Here is a 19,718-nt window from a genome sequence, read left to right on the forward strand (position 1 = left end):
GCGCCCCCCGGGGGGGGGGGGGGCGGGCGCGCCGGGGGGGGGTGTGTTGGTGCGGTCGTAGGGGGGTGGGGGTTCGCGGCGTGTTGGGGGGCCCCCCACTCCCGGGCTGCTACTCGTCGGCGTCACTCTTGCCCTTGGCAGCCTTGCCCTTGGCGTCCTTCGACGAGTCGGAGGAGTCCTCTGCGGCGTCCTCGGCGGACTCGCCGCCGGAGGCCGCGCCGCCCGGCTCCGGCTCGGCCACGGCGACCCGCGCCGGACGGATGATCCGGTCGCCGATCTTGTAGCCGGGCTGCAGGATCTGGACGCAGGTGGTCTCCTCCACGTCCGCCGAGTAGCTGTGCATCAGCGCCTCGTGCAGCTGCGGGTCGAACGCCTCGCCCTGCTTGCCGAACTGCTGCAGGCCGAGCTTGGCCACGACCGTCTCCAGCGACTCGCCGACGGACTTGAAGCCGCCCACCAGCTCGTCGTGGTCCCGGGCACGACCGATGTCGTCCAGCACCGGCAGCAGGTTCTCCAGGATCGCGGCGACCGCGATCTCACGCACCGTCACCCGGTCGCGCTCGACGCGCTTGCGGTAGTTCTGGTACTCGGCCTGGAGCCGCTGGAGGTCGGCGGTGCGCTCCGCCAACTGCTTGCGCAGCTCGGCGGCGGACTCGCCCCCGGCCTCCTCCGCCGGGGCCTTGGCGTCAGCGGGCTTCTTGCCCGTGACGCCCTGACCCTTGGCGGCCTTGCCGGAAGCGGCGCCGGGCTCCTCAGAGTTGCCCTGCGTCTCCTCCGTCGTCACTGCGCACCGCCCTCGCGCTTCTCGTCGTCGACGATCTCGGCGTCGACCACGTCGTCCTCAGCAGCGGCGTCGTTCGGGGCGCCCGAGGGGGCGTCCGTGGCGGCCGCGCCGTCACCGGCGTTGGCGTAGAGGGCCTGGCCCAGCTTCTGGGAGACGGTGGAGAGCTTCTCGGAGGCCTCGCGGATGGCCGCGCTGTCCTCCCCCTTCAGCTTCTCCTTGAGGTCGGCGACAGCCGCGTTGACCTCGTCCTTGACGTCGCCCGGGACCTTGTCCTCGTTGTCCTTGACGAACTTCTCGGTCGTGTAGACGAGCTGCTCGGCGGTGTTGCGGGTCTCGGCGGACTCGCGGCGGCGGTGGTCCTCCTCCGCGAACTGCTCGGCCTCGCGCATCATCCGCTCGATGTCGTCCTTCGGCAGCGCCGAGCCGCCGGTGACGGCCATGCGCTGCTCCTTGCCGGTACCGAGGTCCTTGGCGGAGACGTGCATGATGCCGTTGGCGTCGATGTCGAAGGTGACCTCGATCTGCGGCAGGCCACGCGGCGCCGGCGGCAGGCCGGTCAGCTCGAACATGCCGAGCTTCTTGTTGTACGCCGCGATCTCGCGCTCGCCCTGGTAGACCTGGATCTGCACGGACGGCTGGTTGTCCTCGGCCGTCGTGAAGATCTCGGAGCGCTTGGTCGGGATCGTCGTGTTGCGCTCGATCAGCTTGGTCATGATGCCGCCCTTGGTCTCGATGCCGAGGGACAGCGGGGTGACGTCGAGCAGCAGGACGTCCTTGACCTCACCCTTGAGGACACCGGCCTGGAGGGACGCGCCGATGGCGACGACCTCGTCCGGGTTGACGCCCTTGTTGGGCTCCTTGCCGCCGGTCAGCTCGCGGACGAGCTCGGCCACGGCGGGCATACGGGTGGAGCCACCGACCATGACCACGTGGTCGATCTCGGACAGCTGGATGCCGGCGTCCTTGATGACGTTGTGGAACGGGTTCTTGCAGCGCTCCAGCAGGTCCGCGGTCAGCTGCTGGAACTGGGCGCGGGTGAGCTTCTCGTCCAGGTGCAGCGGGCCCTCGGCGGAAGCCGTGATGTAGGGCAGGTTGATCGAGGTCTCGGCGGCCGAGGACAGCTCGATCTTGGCCTTCTCGGCAGCCTCGCGCAGACGCTGCAGCGCCATCTTGTCCTTGGACAGGTCGACGCCGTGGCCGTTCTGGAACTGCTTGACCAGGTGGTCGACGACGCGCTGGTCCCAGTCGTCACCACCGAGGTGGTTGTCACCGTTGGTGGCCTTCACCTCGACAACGCCGTCGCCGATCTCCAGCAGCGAGACGTCGAAGGTGCCGCCACCGAGGTCGAAGACCAGAATGGTCTGGTCGTCCTTGTCGAGTCCGTAGGCCAGGGCGGCCGCGGTCGGCTCGTTGACGATGCGCAGGACGTTGAGGCCCGCGATCTCACCGGCCTCCTTCGTCGCCTGACGCTCGGAGTCGTTGAAGTAGGCAGGGACGGTGATCACCGCGTCGGCGACCTTCTCGCCCAGGTAGGACTCCGCGTCCCGCTTCAGCTTCTGCAGGATGAAGGCGGAGATCTGCTGGGGGTTGAAGTCCTTGCCGTCGAGGTTGATCTTCCAGTCGGTCCCCATGTGACGCTTCACGGACCGGATGGTCCGGTCCACGTTGGTGACCGCCTGACGCTTGGCGACCTCGCCGACCAGCACCTCGCCGTTCTTCGCGAAGGCGACGACGGACGGTGTGGTCCGGGCGCCCTCGGCGTTGGTGATGACGGTGGGCTCACCGCCTTCGAGGACGCTGACGACAGAGTTCGTCGTACCGAGGTCGATTCCGACCGCACGAGCCATCGTGAAACCCTCCCAGAGAGGAAGTTGAGCTGAACAGACTCAAGAGTGCCGTATCGGATCGCGTTCGTCAACAGAACTGAGTGGAGTCGGCTCAAGTTTATGTCGCCTTGACGCCGCAACCCCCCGGATGACGCATGTCACCTCTGCTTCCGCTGTGGTTTGGGTACAGGAATCGCTACGCTCGGCATGAACTGCGATAAGTTACTGCTGAGTACACCCAGTCCGGCAGCAGAGTCCTTCGCTCCGTAGGTGCTAGAGGAGCCCCCCATGCAAATCGCCGCGATCATCGTGTCGCTGGTCCTGGCCGTGGTCGGCACCGCGCTCTTCCTGCGCGCGTTCCTCCAGATCTACGGCTTCGTGCGGCTCGGCCAGAACATGCCCGCCGGCGCGCGCACCAACGACTGGAAGGACCGGACGGTCACCGTCGTCCGCGAGTTCCTCGGTCACACCCGGATGAACAAGTGGGGCATCGTCGGTGTCGCCCACTGGTTCGTCGCCGTCGGCTTCTACACCCTGGTGCTCACCCTGGTGAACGCCTTCGGTCAGCTCTTCGACGCCGACTTCACCCTGCCGATCATCGGCAAGTGGGCGCCGTACGAGGTCTTCACCGAGCTGATCGGCGTGCTGACCACGCTCGGCATCGTGGTGCTGATCGTGATCCGGCAGCTGAGCAAGGCGAACAAGCCGGGCCGCAAGTCGCGCTTCGCCGGGTCGAACACCGGCTTCGCCTACTTCGTCGAGGCCGTCGTCCTGATCATCGGCATCGCCATCATGGTCCTGCGCGGCCTTGAGGGCGTGCTGCGCGGGGTGCACTCGTACGAGGTCAACTTCCTCTTCTCCTACCCGCTGACGGTCGCCTTCCGCGGGCTGTCGATCGACACGGTGAAGAACCTGGTCTACCTGGTCGCGATGATCAAGATCGCCACCTCGTTCATCTGGATGATCACGGTCTCGCTGCGCACCGACATGGGCGTCGCCTGGCACCGGTTCCTCGGCTTCCCGAACATCTGGTTCAAGCGCAACGCCAAGGGCGAGGTCGCGCTGGGCGCGCTGCTGCCGATGCACAGCAACGGCCAGCCGATCGACTTCGAGGACCCGGCCGACGACGCGGTGTTCGGCGTCTCCAAGGTCGAGGAGTTCGCCTGGAAGGGCATCCTGGACTTCTCCACCTGCACCGAGTGCGGTCGCTGCCAGTCGCAGTGCCCGGCCTGGAACACCGGCAAGCCGCTGTCGCCCAAGCTGCTGATCATGAGCCTGCGCGACCACGCCTACGCCAAGGCCCCCTACCTGCTCGCGGGTGAGGACAAGTCCGGCGTCCCTGCCGCCGCTGCCGCCGAGGCCGAGCGCCCGCTGATCGGCACCGCGGAAGAGAACGGCGTCATCGACCCGGACGTGCTGTGGTCCTGCACCACCTGCGGCGCCTGCGTCGAGCAGTGCCCGGTGGACATCGAGCACATCGACCACATCGTCGACATGCGCCGCTACCAGGTGATGATCGAGAGCAGCTTCCCGACCGAGGCCGGGACGATGCTCAAGAACCTGGAGAACAAGGGCAACCCGTGGGGTCTGGCCACCAAGGCCAGGCTGGACTGGGTCAAGGAGCTCAAGAAGGAGACCGGCATCGAGGTGCCGGTGATCGGTCAGGACATCGAGCCCACCGAGGTCGAGTACCTGTACTGGGTCGGCTGCGCCGGGGCCCTGGAGGACCGGGCCAAGAAGACCACCAAGGCCTTCGCCGAGCTGCTGCACACCGCGGGCGTCAAGTTCGCGATCCTCGGCAAGGAGGAGACCTGCACCGGTGACTCCCCGCGCCGCCTCGGCAACGAGTTCCTCTTCCAGATGCTCGGCGCGCAGAACGTCGAGACGCTGAACGCGGCCCTGGAGGACGCTCCCACCAAGCGGATCGTCGCCACCTGCCCGCACTGCTTCAACACCCTGGCGAACGAGTACCCGCAGCTGGGCGGCCACTTCGAGGTCATCCACCACACCCAGCTGCTGCAGCACCTGATCGACGAGGGCAAGCTGCTGCCGGTCAACCCGGTCGAGGGGCTCATCACCTACCACGACCCGTGCTACCTGGGCCGTCACAACAAGGTCTACACCCCGCCGCGCGAGATCATCGAGAAGGTCCCCGGTCTGCGCAACGAGGAGATGCACCGTCACAAGGAGCGCGGCTTCTGCTGTGGCGCCGGTGGCGCGCGGATGTGGATGGAGGAGCGGATCGGCAAGCGCATCAACACCGAGCGCGTGGACGAGGCGCTGTCGCTCAACCCCGACATCGTCTCCACCGCCTGCCCGTTCTGCCTGGTGATGCTCTCCGACTCGGTCAACGGCAAGAAGAACGACGGCGCGGCCAAGGAGAGCCTGCGCGTCGTGGACGTGGCCCAGCTGCTGCTGGAGTCGGTCAAGGCCGACCCGGCCGAGCCGCAGGCCCCGGCCGAGGAGCCGGAGCCGGTCTCGTCCTGAGCCGCCGCGCGGTGCGAGCCGCGTGATGAACGACTGACGGCCCGTCGGATCGCTGCCTGCGTGGTGCAGGCGACGATCCGGCGGGCCGTCAGCGTTGACGAGGGTCAGCGTTGACGAGGGTCAGCGTTGACGAGGGTCAGCGTGCGAGTTCGGCCGGGACCGCGGAGACGTGGTCGCCGTCCGCGATGACCGCGTCGCGCAGGACCACGCCGTCGGCGACCGTGGCGTTCTCGCCCAGCACGCAGGACTCGATGTCCGCGCCCGCGCCGATCACCACGCCGTCCATGACCACGCTGCCGTGCACGCGCGTGTCCTCGCGGACAACCGCCTTGCGGCCGATGGTCGTTCCGCCGGACAGCGTCGCGCTGTCGGCCACCTCGGCGTCGTCGAGGACCAGGGCCTCGCCCCGGGGGCCCGGCAGGGCGGGGCTGGGGACCAGGCCGCGGACCAGGTCCGTGGAGCCCTTGACGAAGGCCTGCGGCGTGCCGAGGTCGAGCCAGTAGGAGGTGTCGACCACGCCCAGCACCCGGCCGCCGTCGGCCAGCAGCCCGGGGAAGACCTCGCGCTCCACGGAGACCTCGCGCCCGGCCGGGATGCGGTCGATGACCGAGCGGGTGAAGACGTAACACCCCGCGTTGATCTGGTCGGTGACGATCTCCTCCGGCGTGGTCGGCTTCTCGCGGAAGTCGAGCACCCAGTTGTCCTCGTCGGTCGGCACCAGGCCGAACGCGCGCGGGTCGGCGACGCGGGTGAGGTGCAGCGTCACGTCCGCCTTCGCGTCGCGGTGACGCCGCACCAGGTCGGCGATGTCCAGGCCGGAGAGGATGTCGCCGTTGAAGACCAGGACGGGCTCGTCCGGGCCGCTGGTCAGCATCTCGGCGGCGTTGCGGATGGCGCCGCCGGTGCCCAGCGGCGTCTCCTCGGTGATGTAGCAGAGCTCGATCCCGTAGGCCGAGCCGTCGCCGAAGTGCGCGCGGAAGGCGTCCGGCAGGTAGGAGGTGGCCAGCACCAGCCGCGTGACGCCGGCCTCGGCGGCGCGGCGGACCAGGTGCTCCATGATGGGCACGCCACCGGCGGGCACCATCGGCTTCGGGCGCGTGAGCGTCAGCGGGTGGAGCCGGGTGCCCTTTCCGCCGACGAGCAGAAGCGCCTGGGTCATGTGAATCCCCTTGTGCCAAATCGAGTCTCCGCCGGCGTCGTCCCGGACGGACCTTGTTGATACCACGGCAAATCGGCCGTCAGGTTGCCGGGGGGTGGCCGCCCGGATCAGCGGCGACACGGCCGGGAACGGTGTGGAACGCCTGCTGCGTGCCTGTTCAGACGGGCCGTCCGGGGTTCGGAGGATATCGGGCCGGTAGCGATCGACGGGGTGTAAACCAGGTCATAGTGCAATCGACTCTCTTACCCCTGGCTAGCTGCGTGAATACTCACACACAGTCCTCACAGGCAATCCCGGAGCGATTCGGGGCGGGGCCGTTATGGTGTCCGCCGTTGCGTCCTCATACCATCTGACACATGACTGACGGCACGCCCAATCCGCAGGGCTCTTCCGGCCCGTGGCAGAACCAGGGACCGGAGCGGCAAGCCCCGAACTATCCGGACCCGCGCGTGCCGATGCAGCAGCCGGCTCACGACGCCCCGCCCGCGGCTCCGGCTCAGCCGGGCGGCTACGGCTATCCGGCGCCCGGTGGCTACGGCTATCCGCAGCCCGGCCAGCCCGGCCAGCCCGGCCAGCCCGGCCAGCCCGGCCAGCCCGGCCAGCCCGGCCAGCCCGGCCAGCCCGCGGCCCAGCCCATGGCCCAGCCGGACTGGGCCGCGCTGGCCGACCAGCACGAGGCGCAGTCGCGCCGCTCACGCCGCTCCAGGACGATCGGCATCGTCCTGGCCGCGTGCGTGCTGGGTGCCGGGGTCGGCCTGCTCGCGGTCGACGCCCTGCACGGGAAGTCCACGCCGAAGGCCTCCGGCTCGCCGAGCGCCGTCAGCCCCAGCAGCAGTCCTTCCCACAGGCCCAGCGACTCGCCCACCGTCCCCGGGCAGCCTGGCCTGCTCGCGGACCAGTCCGGTCAGGCCGCCCTGGCCATGGGGCCGGACGCCGGCATCGGACCCGTCAGCGGCGGCTACGTGCTGCGGCTGCGCAGCGACGGGAACTCGTACGCCCAGTCCGCGGACCCTCTCGTCGACGTCACCAAGAGCTTCAGCATCTCCGCGTGGGTGTACAACCAGGCGGGGACCGGGACCAGGACCGCGTTCAGCCAGGGGGACGGCACCTCCTTCTCCTTCGACATCGGGTGCGGGGTCACCGGCACCGGCACCAAGTATTGGTTCTTCTCGGTGCAGACGGCGGACGGGGGCGCGGACAGCACCACGCGCCAGGTGGTCTCCCAGCCGACACACACCGTGGGCAAGTGGTCGTTCCTCACCGCCACCTACGACGCGTCCAAGCACACGATCACCCTGTTCGTCGACGGTGCGTCCGTCGGCAGCACCGCGGTGCCCGGCATCTGGAGCGGACCGGGTCCGTTCCAGGTGGGCCGCACCCGCCATCACGGCATGTGGGACGAGTACTGGAACGGCGTGATCGGCCATATGCAGGTCTGGGACTCGGCGCTGAGCGCGACCGACGCCGCCGCACTTGCGGACAACAAGGGCGGGTTGAGCGCCAAGCCGCTCGACTCCTGGTTGGTCGGCTGACCGGGCGGCTGCGGGTTGTCACGGTCGTGCCCCGATTCCGCCACCGGGGCGTTCTTCCCGGTGATCGCGCGCCGGGTCCGGGTACGGTCGCAGTGTGCGTGCCAGAGGATTGCGATTCGGACGGAACAACGGTGACGGACCGGCCGTGGAGCCGGCTGACCAGGACGACCGTCCCGGCGGCACCCGGACGTTCACCGTTCCGGAGATGCCGGCGGCGCCGGGCGGGGAAGAACATGTCACGATCTACCGAGCGGGTCAGCCGCACCCGGAGGTCGGTTCCGCCCGGCTGCCGTGGCGGGAGTTGCTGCGCGGCATCTTCCGACAGCCGACGCGCACCTTCGCGCAGATGCGGCACCACCAGGTGTGGGCCCCCGCGCTGACCGTCTCCGCGCTCTACGGAATGCTGGCCGCCCTCGGGGTCGGCAGCACCAGGGACCAGATCTTCAACTCCACCTTCGGATCGGCCGTCGCCATCCTGCTGCTCAGCGCGGTCGGCTTCGTGCTGGCGGGCTTGATGCTGGGATCGGTCACGTACGGCCTGGCCCGTCGGCTCGGCGGCGACGGCGCCTTTGCCCCCACCGTCGGCCTGTCCTTGCTGGTCTGCTGGACCACGGATGCGCCGAGGCTGCTGCTCGCGCTGTTCCTGCCCGCCGGCAACGCCGTTGTCCAACTACTGGGTTGGGCGACCTGGGGGCTGTGCGCGTGGCTGCTCAGCGCGATGCTGCGGCAACTGCACGACCTGCCCTGGGGCAAGGCCGCCGCAGCGGCGTCCCTGCAGCTGATCGTGCTGCTGGTGCTGATCAAGCTGCCGACTCTGGGCTGAGGGCTGAGGGCTCGGGGGCCCGGGGACCGGGCTGAGGGCCTGGATCCGATCCCCGGCCGTTGCCCGGCGTCGGCGCGTTTTTCGGGGACGAGGCCGTGGTGGGGCAGGATGAGTCGGCACACTCTCGTCCCCGCCTGCACAGGAGCGCCAACGATGTCCCTCCCCACCGCCTCCACCCGGGTCGGCTTCCCCGAAGGAGCCGTGGCCGACCGGTCCGCCGTGCTTGCCTGCGTGGAGCTGCCGGAGGGGCGCTTCGGTGTGGTCACCGGGAGTACCCCGTTCCACCCGCTCGACCACACCTGGCCCGACCAGCCCGCCGACACGGGGACCCTGGGTGGCCTGCCGGTGCTCGACTGCGTCACCGGCGCGGTCGGTCCTGATGGGCAGTTCGCCGTGGGCGCGGACATCCCGGTGCGGCGCGGGGACGAGGCCTGGGCCTGGCTGGTGGTGCACGTCCTCGCGGAACCGGTGGCGGTGGGTACCGAGGTCGACCTGGTGGTGGACGCCGACCGCCGTGCCGCGCTCAGCGCCGCGCACACCGGCTGCCACCTGCTGGCGCTGGCCCTGAACGCCGCGCTGGCCGACCGCTGGCGCAAGGACCCGGGCCGCAGCGACGCCCTGGACCACCCGGACTTCGACGCCCTGGCGATGGACTCCTCCCGGATGGACACCGCCGCCAGCTACGACGTGTACCGGATCGGCAAGTCCCTGAAGAAGAAGGGCTTCGTCGCGGAGGGTCTGGCCGACGAGCTGCCGGTGATCACCGATGCGGTCAACGCCGCACTGGCGCGCTGGGTCGCCGCCGACGCCCCGGTACGGATCGAGGCCCCGGGGCCTGAGCTCACCGCCCGCCGTCAGTGGCACGCGGATCTGCCCGAGGGCCACGCCCACATCGCGTGTGGTGGTACCCACCTGGCACACCTGGGCGAGTTGGCCGCGCTGAGCGCGGAACTGCGGCTGAGCGAGGACGGAACACAGCTCACTGCGGTCACCACGCCGAAGCGCGCCTGACCGGGCTTGCTCAGGGCGGACGGACCGTCAGGGCGGACCGACCGTCAGGGCGCGCCGGGCGAGAGGAAGAAGACGTAGGCGCCGAAGCAGGCGGATCCGACCAGCGCGCACGCCAGCGCGGTGTTGGCGATCACCCGGTTGCCGAGCCGGTTCACCAGCGCGGCGAGTGGCAGCAGCAGCGGGAAGGCCGGCAGCAGGAACCGGGGCCTGGAGGAGAGGTAGGCGGAGTCGCCCAGCGTGATCGCGAGGGTGAGCAGGCCGTAGACCACCAGTGCGGGTGGGTCGCGCCGCACCACGAGGCAGAGCGCCAGCACGACGGCGGCCGCGAGGACGCAGGCCACGATCGGGTAGTAGGTGTTGAGTGACGATCCGCTGGTGAACACCAGCCAGACGTCGTGCAGCGTGCTCGCACCGAAGTCGAAGCGGGAGTGCCACTGGGCCTGGATCTGGAAGTAGGCGGACCAGTTGTGCAGGGCCTGGGCGGTCCAGGCGACGTAGCCGAGCCAGCCCAGCGGGGCCAGCAGTGCGGCAGCGATCGGGCGCACCGGCGACCCGGCAGCGGCGCCGCGTCCGTCCCGGCGACGGCGGTGCAGTTCGACGGCGGCGGCCGCGATCACCGCGGCGGCCAGGGCCACGGCGGTGGGGCGGGTCAGCCCGGCGAGCAGGCAGAGCATCCCGGCCGTGAGCCAGCGGCGGGTCACCACCGCCCACAGCGACCAGGCGGCCAAGGCGGTGAAGAGCGACTCGCTGTAGCCGGCGTTCTCCACCACCGCGGCCGGGACCAGACCCCACATCACCACGGTCAGCGTCGCGGTGCGCCGCCCGTAGCCGGGTGCCAGCGCGGCGAAGATGCCCCAGGCGGCGGCGAGCGAGGCCAGCGTCGCGACGACGGGCCCAACAGCGCTCCAGGGGAGGAAGGGCAGGACCGCGTGCAGGGCCGCCATCAGCGCGGGGAAGAGCGGGAAGAAGGCGAGGTCGCTCATCCCGGCGCCGGCCCGTCCCGGGCTTGTCGCGGGGTTGTAGCCGTAGCGCGCGATGTTCAGGTACTGGTTGGCGTCCCAGTGGGTGCCGAGAAGGTGCAGACTCTCGCCCGGTCCGTGCGGTGAGGCGGCCAGGACCAGAAGCAGGTAGACCAGTCGGACGGCGGCGTAGAGGAGGAGGGCCGGCGCGGCCGCCCGCAGCGCACTGCCGGGACCTGTCCAGCGGGAGCCGACCCGTTTAGAGGAGGACCGTCGGGAGGACCGTGAGCTGGCGCGCGTGGTTGCGGTCACTGTTCCTCACGAAGAAACGGGACGCTCTCGGTTCCGCGGTGCGGACCTCGCGCCGGTCGGGCTCGGCGTGGCTGCGGCCGCGTCGGCTGCGTCCACGCCCGAGTGGGCGATCGTACAAGATTTCGTCGGACCGGAGAATCGAAGGCCGCTGACGCCCTGTCGGTGACTGCGGGCGTCCCTGCAGCGCGGTCCCTATTAGTACTGAATGCCCGTCATGTACATCACCCTTCCGTAACGGAAACACAACGTCATGACGGCCGCCGCGTACCAGTGGTACCGGCTTCACGTAAGGTCTCAGAGCGTTTGGACGCAGCGCGAGTTCTGGGTGATCAGGTCGCGTTCTCGGGGGGTGCGGGGTGGCACCGGTGCGCCCGCCCACAGAGTAGGGGGGCGTGGGTTGAAGACCTTGTCGGTGGTGATTCCGGCACTCAACGAGGCCGGGAACCTGGCAGCGGTGATGGAGACGATCCCGTTCGCCGAACTCTCGCAGGCGGGTTGGGACACCGAGGTGGTGATCGTCGACAACGCCTCCACCGACGGCACCGGGCAGGTGGCCCGCTCGCTCGGGGCCCGGGTGGTGGAGCAGCCGAGGCGCGGATACGGCAACGCCTACCAGGCGGGGTTCGACGCGGTGTCCGGGGATGTGATCGCCACCGGCGACGCCGACCGCACCTATCCCTTCGACGCGCTGCCGCACCTGCTCTCGGCCCTGGACGAGCAGGACGCCGACTTCCTGACCACCAATCGCCTGCTGCGGGAGAACCACGGCGCGATGAAACGCTCGCACACCGTCGCCAACCACGCCCTGAGCGCGGTCAGCCGGATGCTGTTCCGCAACGAGCTGCGCGACTCCCAGTCGGGGATGTGGGTCTTCCGGCGCGAGGTCTGGAAGGGCCTGGACGTCCGTTCCCCGGGCATGGCCTTCTCCCAGGAGATCAAGAACGCGGCAGGCTGCGCGGGTTACCGTGTACTCGAAGTCCCGATCGAGTACCGCCCCCGGGGAGGCGACGTGAAGCTCAACGCCTTCTCCGACGGTTTCGGCAATCTCCGCCAGCTGTTCGAGCACCGCTTCCGCCGCGCCGACGGCGGAAACGACGTGGCGGACCCCGGTACCGGAGTCCTCACGCAGCAGGAGCAGTTCGAAGCGGTATGACATTGCTCGACGATCCCGGTCCACCCCGGGAGCACGACCGCGCCGACACGACCCCGGGCCGTCGCCTCGGGGCCCGACGGGCCCTGCGCCGGCGTGCGGCGGAGGCCGGGCGGTGGCGCGAGGCGGTGGTGCTGGCCGTCGCCGTGCTCGCCCTGGTGGCCGGGCTGGGATCGCTGGCGACCCCCACCGTGGCGTCCTTGCGCACCGTGCTGCTGCAGTCCTTCACCAAACTCCCGACCAGGTACACCGAGCTGTACTTCACCAGCTCCCCGACGGTCGACGGCCCCGCCGTGGACGTGCCGGTGACCGTGGTCGACCACAGCACCGGCATCCGGCTGTACCAGGTGCACGTGGAACTGCGCGACGACCGGGGCAAGGTGCTGGCCGCCACCGAGGCGGGGTTGGTGCCGCGCGACGGCGCCGCCGTACCCCTGGTGCTGCACCTTCCGTTGGTGACCGGCGCCACCACGGTGTGGGTGACCCTGCCCGGCCACCCGCAGACGCTGCACTACCGGATCGCGGGTTCGAACCTGCCGACGACTACGGGGACCCCATGAGCGGCACCCGGCCGGGAACCTCCCCCGTGTTCCAGATCACCCCCTACTACCCGCCCCACCTCGGCGGGTTGGAGCGGGTCGTGCAGCACCTGGCCGAGTGCCTGGGCGAGCGCCGCGAGGTCCGCGTCGTCACCACCGACCTGGGGGCCGCGGGCGCCCGGCGCACCGAGCGGGGCGGTGGCGTGACCGTACGCCGCCACCGCGCGGTCGAGCTGGCGCACACCGCGATCGCCCCCGGGCTGCCGGTGTCCCTGCTCCGGGCGCCGCGTGATGCGGTCCTGCACCTGCACTGCGCGCACGCCCTGCTGCCGGAACTGGTCGCCCTGGTCGCGGCCGTGCGCCGACAGCGGTTCCTGGTCCACTTCCACCTGGACGTGGACGCCTCCGGGCGACTGGGCGGCCTGTTGCCCGCGTACAAGAAGCACGTGTTCGGCCGGGTGCTGCGGGCCGCCGCCGGAGTGATCGTGCTCACCGAGGCGCAGGCGGACTTCGTCCGCACCCGCTACCGGGTGCCCGCCGAGCGGGTGTTCACCGTGCCCAACGGTGTCGGCGACGAGTTCTACATGCCGGTCCGGCAGGCCACGCCGCAGCCGCTGCGGCTGCTCTTCGTCGGCCGGCTGAGCCCGCAGAAGAACGTGGGCCGACTGCTGGACGCGATGAGCCTGGTCCAGCAGCCCGTCCGGCTGCGGGTGGTGGGTGACGGGGAGCTGCGCACGCAGCTGCGGGCCCAGGTCGAACGGCTCGGTCTCACGGACCGCGTCGAGTTCTCCGGCGGGCTGCTCGGCACCGACCTGATCCGCGCCTACGCCGAGGCGGACGCCTTCGTGCTGCCGTCGGACAAGGAGGGCATGCCGCTGGTGGTCCTGGAGGCGATGGCGGCGGCGCTGCCAGTGCTCGCCACCCGGGTGCCGGGCAACACCGAACTGATCGGCGGGACCGGCCTGTTGGCCGATGCGGAGCCGACCGCCCTGGCCGCCGCGATCGACCTGCTGGCCGGAGACCCGGAGCTGCGTGAGCGGTTGTCGGGCCGCGCGGCCGCCGCCGCCGTCGGCTACTCCTGGGAGGCCGTGGCCCGCAGGGTCGAGCAGGTCTACGCGGAGGTCTGTCCGTGATACCGCAGCTGAAGCCCCGTCAGATCGTGCTGCTCGGCATCTCCGCCGCCTGTGTGGTGGAGATGGTGCCGGGTGTTCCGGGCCTGCTCACCACTGCCGCCGGGCTGTGGCTGCTGATCGGGGCGCCCGTGGCGGTCTGGTACGGCACCGCTGCCAGGGCGGTCTCGCGCCGCGACTCGGCGCTGCTGCTCTCGCTCGGCCTGGCCGTGATCACCGACATGGTGGTGGCCCTTGGGGTGAACACGGTGCTGCCCTGGTTCGGCCAGGCGCACCCGTTGACCACGATCGCCCTCGGCGGCGGCGCCGCGCTGGTGCTGATCGCCCTCGGGGCTTTCCTGCCGCAGGCCGGCTGGGACCAGCCGTGGCGCGGCGCGGCCGGAAGACGGCCTCGCGGACTGGCCCCGGTCGGCTCGCTCGGGGCGCTGTGTCTGCTGCTCTCGGTGGCGGGCCCGATCCGGCTCAACAACGGCTTCAGCGGCGCGGTCAGCTGCGCCGCCCTGGTCGCCATCGCCGGTCTGCTGGTGCTGCTGCTGGTCCGGCGCCGTCAGTACCCCGAAGCGGTGCTCCAGACCGGGCTGTACATCGCGGCGGCCGGCCTGCTGCTGTTGAACTCGCTGCGCGGCTGGTTCATCACCGGACACGACATCCAGCGCGAGTACGAGTACTTCCGGCTCACCCTCGGCGGTTCGCTGTGGAACGTGCACGCCTACCCCAACCCGTACAACGCCTGCCTGAGCATCACGCTGTTCCCGGTGGACCTGTACCGGCTGACGGCCATCCCGGACCTGTACGTGTTCAAGGCAGTGCTGCCGCTGCTGTTCGCGGCCACCCCGGTGCTGGTGTACCGCTCCGTCCGGAACGTGGCCCCCCAGCTGGTGGCCCTGCTGTCGGCGATGTTCTTCCTGGCCTTCCCGACCTTCTTCACCGACATGACCTTCCTGGGCCGCCAAGAGATCGCCTTCCTGCTGCTCGGCTGCGCGATGGTGGTGCTGACCGACTCCGGGCGCGCCCTCGGCCGCCGGCGGTTGATGTTCCTCGCCCTGGCTGTGGGCATTGTGCTGTCGCACTACTCCACCGGCTACATGGTGGTGGCCACCCTCGCGGTGGGCTTCGGCGCGGATCTGGTCTGGCGGCTGCTCGCACTGAGAGGGAGGCGACGGCCCCGCAGGCGGACGCGCTCCGACCACGGACCAAGCTTCGTCTCCTGGTGGATGGTCGCGGCGACGGCGGTGCTCGCGCTGGGATGGGCGGGCCCGGTCACGCACACCAGCGGGCAGTTGCGGACCACGCTCAGCGACGCGGTGCAGCAGGTGCTGCACTTCGGCCAGGGCCAGAGCGGTTCCTCGGACACCGCCTACAGTCTGTTCGGCGGCGCCCAAGTCAGCCCGCAGCAACGGATGGACCAGTTCCAGGGCCAGATCGAGCAGCAGACCGCCGCCAAGCGCGCGGCCGGTGACTACCTTCCGCTGCGGGTCGTGCAGCAGTACGCCACCCCGGTGGTGGCTCAGCAGGAGCTGCCGCCGACCTCCCTCGGGCGGCTCCTGGACGCGGTCGGGATCAACGTGTCGACGGTGAACGGGCTGTTGCGCCAAGGCGCCGCCGCTCTGATGCAGATCCTGCTCCTGGTCGGGCTCGTGGTCACGGTGCGGGCCAGGCGCCGGGTTTTCCGCCCCTCCCGCGACCAGGTCACCCTCACGGTGGGCGCAGTCGGCGGACTGGTGCTCGTCACGATCGTGCCCCAGCTGTCCGTGGACTACAGCGTGCTTCGGGCCTTCCAACAGGGCCTGCTGTTCTTCGCACCCTTCCTCGCGGCCGGCACGCTGTGGGCGCTGCGCTGGGCCGGCCGGCGCACCGTGCCGCTGACCTGCGCCCTGATCGCGACGCTCTTCCTGGACCTGACCGGGGTGGTGCCCACGGTGCTGGGCGGATACCCGGCGCAGCTCCAACTCAGCAACTCCGGCCAGTACTACGACCTCTACTACTCGAACGAGAGCGAGCGGGTGGCCGCGTCCCGGCTGATGCAGCAACTGGAGACGACGCGCACACCGAACGGCGGCATGCCCGTGGTGCAGGCCGAGAGCTTCACCTTCAACCGGCTGCAGACCGTGCTCACCGGCCCGGTCGTCGGCAACATCTACCCCACCGTGATCGGGACCGACACGTACGTCTTCCTCGGCGCCACCACCGTGCGCACCGGCCAGGTCTCCGTCTCCTACCAGGGTGACCGGATCACCTACCGTTACCCGGTGGCACTGCTCAACACCTACAAGAACGAGATCTACAGCAGCGAAGGGGCGGAGATCTACCGATGACCGCTCGTCCGCCGCAGCCGCCGGGCCCGTCGCACTCGCCGCAGCCGTCGCGTCCGCTGCGCGTCCTGCTCGTCTCCCACTACTACCCGCCGCACGTGGGCGGGATCGAGATGGTGGTGCGTCAGGAGGCGGTCCGGCTCGCGGCGGCCGGTGTCGAGGTCGTCGTGCTCACCAGCGGGCGGCGCAGTGCCTCGGATGTCGAGGACGGGGTCCGGGTGGTCCGCGTCGCGGCCTGGAACGGCGCGGAGCGCCGGGCCGGGGTGCCCTTTCCGGTGCTGTCGCCGCGTCTGCTCACCCGGGCGCTGCGCTGGGCGCGCTGGGCGGACGTGGTGCACGTCCACGACTGCCTGTACCTGACCTCGTGGGCGGCCGGTCTGGCCGCGGCCGCGACCCGCACACCCCTGGTGCTGCACCAGCACGTCGCGCTGGTGCAGCACCCGTCCGTCTTGGTGCGCCTGGTCCAGCAGGCGGTGTACGCGGTGGCCGGCCGGTTCCTGCTGGGCCGTGCCCGCAGCGTGCACACCCTCAACTCCGCCGTCACCGAGTTCGTGATCCGGCTCGGGGCCCGGCCGGAGCGGGTGCGGCACCTGCCCAACGGGGTGGACACCGGGCTGTTCCGCCCTGCGGCGTCCGAGGAGGAGAGCCGCCGGACGCGCGCCGCGCTGGGGCTGCCCGGACACCGCCCGCTGGTGCTGTTCGTCGGTCGGCTGGTCCCGAAGAAGGGCTACGACCTGCTGCTCGAGGCCGCTGACGGCTCGTTCGACCTGGTCTTCGCCGGTGACGGGGACACGACGGGGTTCGCCGGCCGTGACGATGTGCACCATCTGGGCAGCCTGGCACCGCAGGACCTGGCCCGGGTCTACCGGGCCTGCGACGTGTTCGCTCTGCCGTCGACCGCCGAGGGCTTTCCGCTCACCGTCCAGGAGGCGATGTCCTCCGGCCTGCCCGTGGTGACCACGGACGACCCCGGCTACGCGCCCTACCGGCTGGACGGGTCCCAGGCGGTCCTGGTGCCGCGCCGCGTCCCGGAGCTGCGGGCCGCGCTACGGGAACTGGTCCGCGACCGTGAGCGCCGAGCCGACATGGGCTCCGCCGCGCGGCGGTACGCCGAGACCCGGTTCGCCTGGGACGCGCACGTCGCCGAGCTGCTGGAACACTACCGGGACGCGCAGCCGCACAGGGGCGGCAGATGACCGCCGCCCGCGGGGGCGGCGGCAAGGGCAGGCATCGGCGCCCGGGCGACCAGATCCTGCGCAGCTCCTTCTTCCTGATGGCGTCCACGGTGACCACCGCCGGGCTGGGCTTTCTCTTCTGGGTGCTCGTCGCGCGCTACTACAGCCCCTCCCAGGTCGGCCTGGCCACCTCGCTGATCTCGGCCACCTCGCTGATCTCCTACCTCAGCCTGTTCGGCCTGAACAGCACGCTGATCCGGTTCCCGGCGTCCGACCTCGCCCGCAACGGGCAGATCTCCCAGGCGCTGGCCCTGGTCACCGTCACCTCCTGCGGCGTCGGCGCGGCCTATCTGGCCGGCCTGCCGCTGTACGGGGCCAAGCTGCTGTTCATGCGGGACCACCCGCTGCTGGCGGCGGCCTTCGTGCTCTGCTGCGCCTGCGCCGCGCTGAACCAGCTGACCGACTCGGTCTTCATCAGCGCGCGCCAGCCCGAGTACAACGTGATCGTCGACGGCCTGATCCAGGGGCTGACCAAACTCGCCCTCCCGGTGCTGCTGGTCGGCCTGGGCGCGGTGGGCATCGTGGGCGCGGCGGGCGGCGGCTACGTGGTCGCCGTGCTCGCCTCGCTGCTGCTGATGCACCGCCGGCTCGGCTTCCGCTTCGACTTCCGGGTGCGCGGCACCCGGCTGCGCGAGCAACTGACGTACTCGGTGGCCAACTACATCTCCAGCCTGCTCAACCTCGCGCCGCTGCTGGCGTTCCCGCTGATCGTGCTGCAGTACCTCGGCGCCGCGGCGGCCGGCTACTACTACGTCGCCTTCCAGATCGCCGGGATGCTCAACTCCGTTGCCTACTCCACCGGAGAGGCACTGTTCGCGGAGGCCTCCTACGACCCGTCGCGCTTCGGCGCGCTGCTGCGCCGGTCCGCCGCGATCATCACGGCGATCCAGCTGCCGGCCGCCGCCGCGGTGGTGTTCGGCAGCGGCCTGGTGCTCCGGCTCTTCGGCGGGACCTACGCGAGTCATGCCGGGCCGGCGCTGCAGGTCCTCGCCGTCGGCGCGCTCGGCGTCGCGCTCAACAGCTGGACCAGCTTCGGCCTCAAACTCACCCAGCAGATGCGGGCCCTGGTGTTGAGCAACATCGTCTACGCGGTCGTGGCCATCGCCCTGGCCCTGCTCTGGGCGCACCGCGGCCTGGTCTGGGTCGGCTGGGCGTGGGGCGTCGGCAACGTGGCCTCCGGCCTGGTGGGCCTGATCCCGCTGGTCTTCGTCCGTCACCGCACCCCGGGACGGGGACCGCTCCCGGGGCCGGGTCAGCCCCGCGCCGTGGAGGTACAGGCATGAGGATCCTGCAGGTCGTCAACATCGGCTTCGAGGCCGGCGGGGCGGAGAAGAGCGTCCGGCTGATCTCCCAGGGTCTGGCCGAGCGCGGTCACACCGTGACGGTGGTCGCCACCGACCGCCTCGCGGACGGACGGACGGTCTTCGCCGACCACCTCGTCCCCGCGATCGACGGCGGTCCGCTGCGACGACTGTTCGGCTACTTCTGGTACCGGCGCGGCTACCGCCGGATGCGGCAGATCCTCGCGGAGTTCCGGCCCGACATCGTGCACCTGCACACCATCGGCGAGTTCAGCCCGTCGGTGCTCGCCGCGACCCGGGGGCTGCCCAGGCTGCTCACCGCCCGGGGACCGGAGGACTGGACGCTCGCGCTGCTGCGCTGGAACCTGGCCAGCGCCTCTGACGGCGAGGGACGGCTCAGTCCCGCCGACCGGCTGCGCTACCTCTATCTGCGCTTCCTCCAACGGCCCGCCTACCTGCCCTGGTTGCGCCGACTCGACCGGGTGCTGGCCCTCAGCCAGTACATGGCCGATGCCGTGCGCGCCGATGTCGGCCAGGTCCCGGTCTTCGTCGCACCGAACGGCGGCGAGGAGGGCTTCTCGCCGGAACCTGTCACCGATCCCCTGAGCATCCTGTTCACCGGTCGACTCGAACGGGTCAAGGGCGCCGAGGTCCTGCTGGACGCGTTCCGCCGGGTACTGACGGTCCATCCTCAGGCCCGGCTCACCGTCATCGGGGAGGGCTCCGACCGCGAGCGGCTGGAGCAGAGCGTCGCCGATCTGGTGGCGGACGGCCGGGTGAGCTTCCGCGGCTGGCTGGGACGGGACCAGGTGGCCGAATGCCTGCGGGAGTCGGCGGTCGTGGTGGTCCCCTCCCTGTGGCCCGAGGTCTTCGGCCGGGTGGCGCTGGAGGCGCTGCAGACCGGACGCGCGGTGGTGGCCTCCCGTACCGGCGGCCTCTCCGAACTGGTCGGGCCGGACAACGGGGTGCTGGTCCCGCCGGGCGACGCGGTGGCGCTGGCCGAAGCCCTGTCCGGCCTGCTGGGCGACCAGGAACTGCTGCAGCGCCTGGGCAAGGCCGCGGCCGAACGCGCCGAGCAGTACCGCCTGGAGGCGGTGCTCGACGAGCACGAGCGGCACTACCGCGCGGCGCTCGCGTCGCACCGCCGCTGAGACGGGA

The 19,718-nt window shown here is 70.7% G+C and carries 15 protein-coding genes; 11 read left to right on the forward strand and 4 right to left on the reverse strand.

The features are described 5' to 3' along the window. Positions 1-109 precede the first annotated feature (109 nt). Both grpE and dnaK read right to left on the reverse strand, forming a co-directional pair. Entirely contained in the window at positions 110-784 is a 675-nt protein-coding gene (gene grpE, locus I2501_RS09505) for a nucleotide exchange factor GrpE (RefSeq protein WP_196193416.1), read from the reverse strand. Next, positions 781-2,631 carry a molecular chaperone DnaK gene (gene dnaK, locus I2501_RS09510; RefSeq protein WP_196193417.1) on the reverse strand — a complete coding sequence of 617 codons (1,851 nt, stop codon included), beginning with the start codon at positions 2,629-2,631 and terminating at the stop codon, positions 781-783. The genes grpE and dnaK overlap by 4 nt, the downstream gene beginning before the upstream one ends. A gap of 267 nt (positions 2,632-2,898) precedes the next feature. Here dnaK and I2501_RS09515 point away from each other — a divergent pair, with 267 nt between their 5' ends. Beyond that, the gene (locus I2501_RS09515; protein ID WP_196193418.1) at positions 2,899-5,097 is read left to right on the forward strand and encodes a (Fe-S)-binding protein; all 2,199 of its coding nucleotides are present in this window, start codon (positions 2,899-2,901) and stop codon (positions 5,095-5,097) included. Between the two features lie 136 nt (positions 5,098-5,233). Here the strand turns inward: I2501_RS09515 and manB are convergent, their stop codons facing one another. Then, positions 5,234-6,256, reverse strand: coding sequence for a mannose-1-phosphate guanylyltransferase (manB, locus tag I2501_RS09520; protein WP_196193419.1), 1,023 nt, complete (start codon positions 6,254-6,256; stop codon positions 5,234-5,236). Positions 6,257-6,612: 356 nt separating this feature from the next. On the opposite strand from manB, the gene I2501_RS09525 reads away from it, so the two are divergent. The 3 genes from I2501_RS09525 to I2501_RS09535 all read left to right on the forward strand — a co-directional run bounded on the left by I2501_RS09525 (position 6,613) and on the right by I2501_RS09535 (position 9,622). After that, positions 6,613-7,788 (forward strand): LamG domain-containing protein, encoded by a 1,176-nt coding sequence (locus I2501_RS09525; RefSeq protein ID WP_196193420.1) that lies wholly within the window; start codon positions 6,613-6,615, stop codon positions 7,786-7,788. A 145-nt stretch (positions 7,789-7,933) separates the two neighbouring features. Next, positions 7,934-8,611, forward strand: coding sequence for a Yip1 family protein (locus I2501_RS09530; protein WP_196193421.1), 678 nt, complete (start codon positions 7,934-7,936; stop codon positions 8,609-8,611). Between the two features lie 153 nt (positions 8,612-8,764). Beyond that, a complete protein-coding gene (locus I2501_RS09535; RefSeq protein ID WP_196193422.1) occupies positions 8,765-9,622 on the forward strand; it encodes an alanyl-tRNA editing protein in 858 nt (285 codons plus the stop codon). Positions 9,623-9,666: 44 nt separating this feature from the next. Here I2501_RS09535 and I2501_RS09540 read toward each other — a convergent pair whose 3' ends face one another. Then, positions 9,667-10,893 (reverse strand): VIT1/CCC1 transporter family protein, encoded by a 1,227-nt coding sequence (locus I2501_RS09540; RefSeq protein ID WP_196193423.1) that lies wholly within the window; start codon positions 10,891-10,893, stop codon positions 9,667-9,669. A 415-nt stretch (positions 10,894-11,308) separates the two neighbouring features. On the opposite strand from I2501_RS09540, the gene I2501_RS09545 reads away from it, so the two are divergent. From I2501_RS09545 to I2501_RS09575, 7 genes are read left to right on the forward strand one after another with little or no spacing between them, the layout of a single operon-like run. Continuing rightward, positions 11,309-12,046, forward strand: coding sequence for a glycosyltransferase family 2 protein (locus tag I2501_RS09545; RefSeq protein ID WP_215909402.1), 738 nt, complete (start codon positions 11,309-11,311; stop codon positions 12,044-12,046). Beyond that, positions 12,043-12,603, forward strand: coding sequence for a hypothetical protein (locus tag I2501_RS09550; RefSeq protein ID WP_196193425.1), 561 nt, complete (start codon positions 12,043-12,045; stop codon positions 12,601-12,603). Before I2501_RS09545 ends, I2501_RS09550 begins: the two co-directional genes overlap by 4 nt. Further along, on the forward strand, positions 12,600-13,715 hold the full coding sequence (locus I2501_RS09555; RefSeq protein WP_196193426.1) for a glycosyltransferase family 4 protein: 1,116 nt from the start codon (positions 12,600-12,602) through the stop codon (positions 13,713-13,715). Before I2501_RS09550 ends, I2501_RS09555 begins: the two co-directional genes overlap by 4 nt. Then, positions 13,712-16,027, forward strand: coding sequence for a DUF2206 domain-containing protein (locus I2501_RS40550; RefSeq protein WP_196193427.1), 2,316 nt, complete (start codon positions 13,712-13,714; stop codon positions 16,025-16,027). Before I2501_RS09555 ends, I2501_RS40550 begins: the two co-directional genes overlap by 4 nt. After that, complete coding sequence (locus I2501_RS09565; RefSeq protein ID WP_196193428.1) at positions 16,024-17,220, forward strand: glycosyltransferase family 4 protein; 1,197 nt, start codon at positions 16,024-16,026, stop codon at positions 17,218-17,220. Before I2501_RS40550 ends, I2501_RS09565 begins: the two co-directional genes overlap by 4 nt. Then, positions 17,217-18,542, forward strand: a complete 1,326-nt coding sequence (locus I2501_RS09570; RefSeq protein ID WP_196193429.1) for a lipopolysaccharide biosynthesis protein — start codon at positions 17,217-17,219, stop codon at positions 18,540-18,542. The genes I2501_RS09565 and I2501_RS09570 overlap by 4 nt, the downstream gene beginning before the upstream one ends. Next, positions 18,539-19,711: a glycosyltransferase family 4 protein gene (locus tag I2501_RS09575; protein ID WP_196193430.1), complete on the forward strand. Its 1,173-nt coding sequence runs from the start codon at positions 18,539-18,541 to the stop codon at positions 19,709-19,711. The genes I2501_RS09570 and I2501_RS09575 overlap by 4 nt, the downstream gene beginning before the upstream one ends. The last annotated feature ends 7 nt before the right edge of the window (positions 19,712-19,718 follow it).

Origin of the sequence: Streptacidiphilus fuscans (assembly GCF_015690355.1) — a bacterium.
Classification (GTDB): Bacteria; Actinomycetota; Actinomycetes; order Streptomycetales; family Streptomycetaceae; genus Streptacidiphilus; species Streptacidiphilus fuscans.

Bases quoted from the DNA above. Each gene is read 5' to 3' on its own strand.
- dnaK (WP_196193417.1), bottom strand. From the start codon at position 2,631: ATGGCTCGTGCGGTCGGAATCGACCTCGGTACGACGAACTCTGTCGTC.
- I2501_RS09515 (WP_196193418.1), top strand. From the start codon at position 2,899: ATGCAAATCGCCGCGATCATCGTGTCGCTGGTCCTGGCCGTGGTCGGC.
- manB (WP_196193419.1), bottom strand. From the start codon at position 6,256: ATGACCCAGGCGCTTCTGCTCGTCGGCGGAAAGGGCACCCGGCTCCAC.
- I2501_RS09525 (WP_196193420.1), top strand. From the start codon at position 6,613: ATGACTGACGGCACGCCCAATCCGCAGGGCTCTTCCGGCCCGTGGCAG.
- I2501_RS09535 (WP_196193422.1), top strand. From the start codon at position 8,765: ATGTCCCTCCCCACCGCCTCCACCCGGGTCGGCTTCCCCGAAGGAGCC.
- I2501_RS09550 (WP_196193425.1), top strand. From the start codon at position 12,043: ATGACATTGCTCGACGATCCCGGTCCACCCCGGGAGCACGACCGCGCC.
- I2501_RS09555 (WP_196193426.1), top strand. From the start codon at position 12,600: ATGAGCGGCACCCGGCCGGGAACCTCCCCCGTGTTCCAGATCACCCCC.
- I2501_RS09565 (WP_196193428.1), top strand. From the start codon at position 16,024: ATGACCGCTCGTCCGCCGCAGCCGCCGGGCCCGTCGCACTCGCCGCAG.
- I2501_RS09570 (WP_196193429.1), top strand. From the start codon at position 17,217: ATGACCGCCGCCCGCGGGGGCGGCGGCAAGGGCAGGCATCGGCGCCCG.
- I2501_RS09575 (WP_196193430.1), top strand. From the start codon at position 18,539: ATGAGGATCCTGCAGGTCGTCAACATCGGCTTCGAGGCCGGCGGGGCG.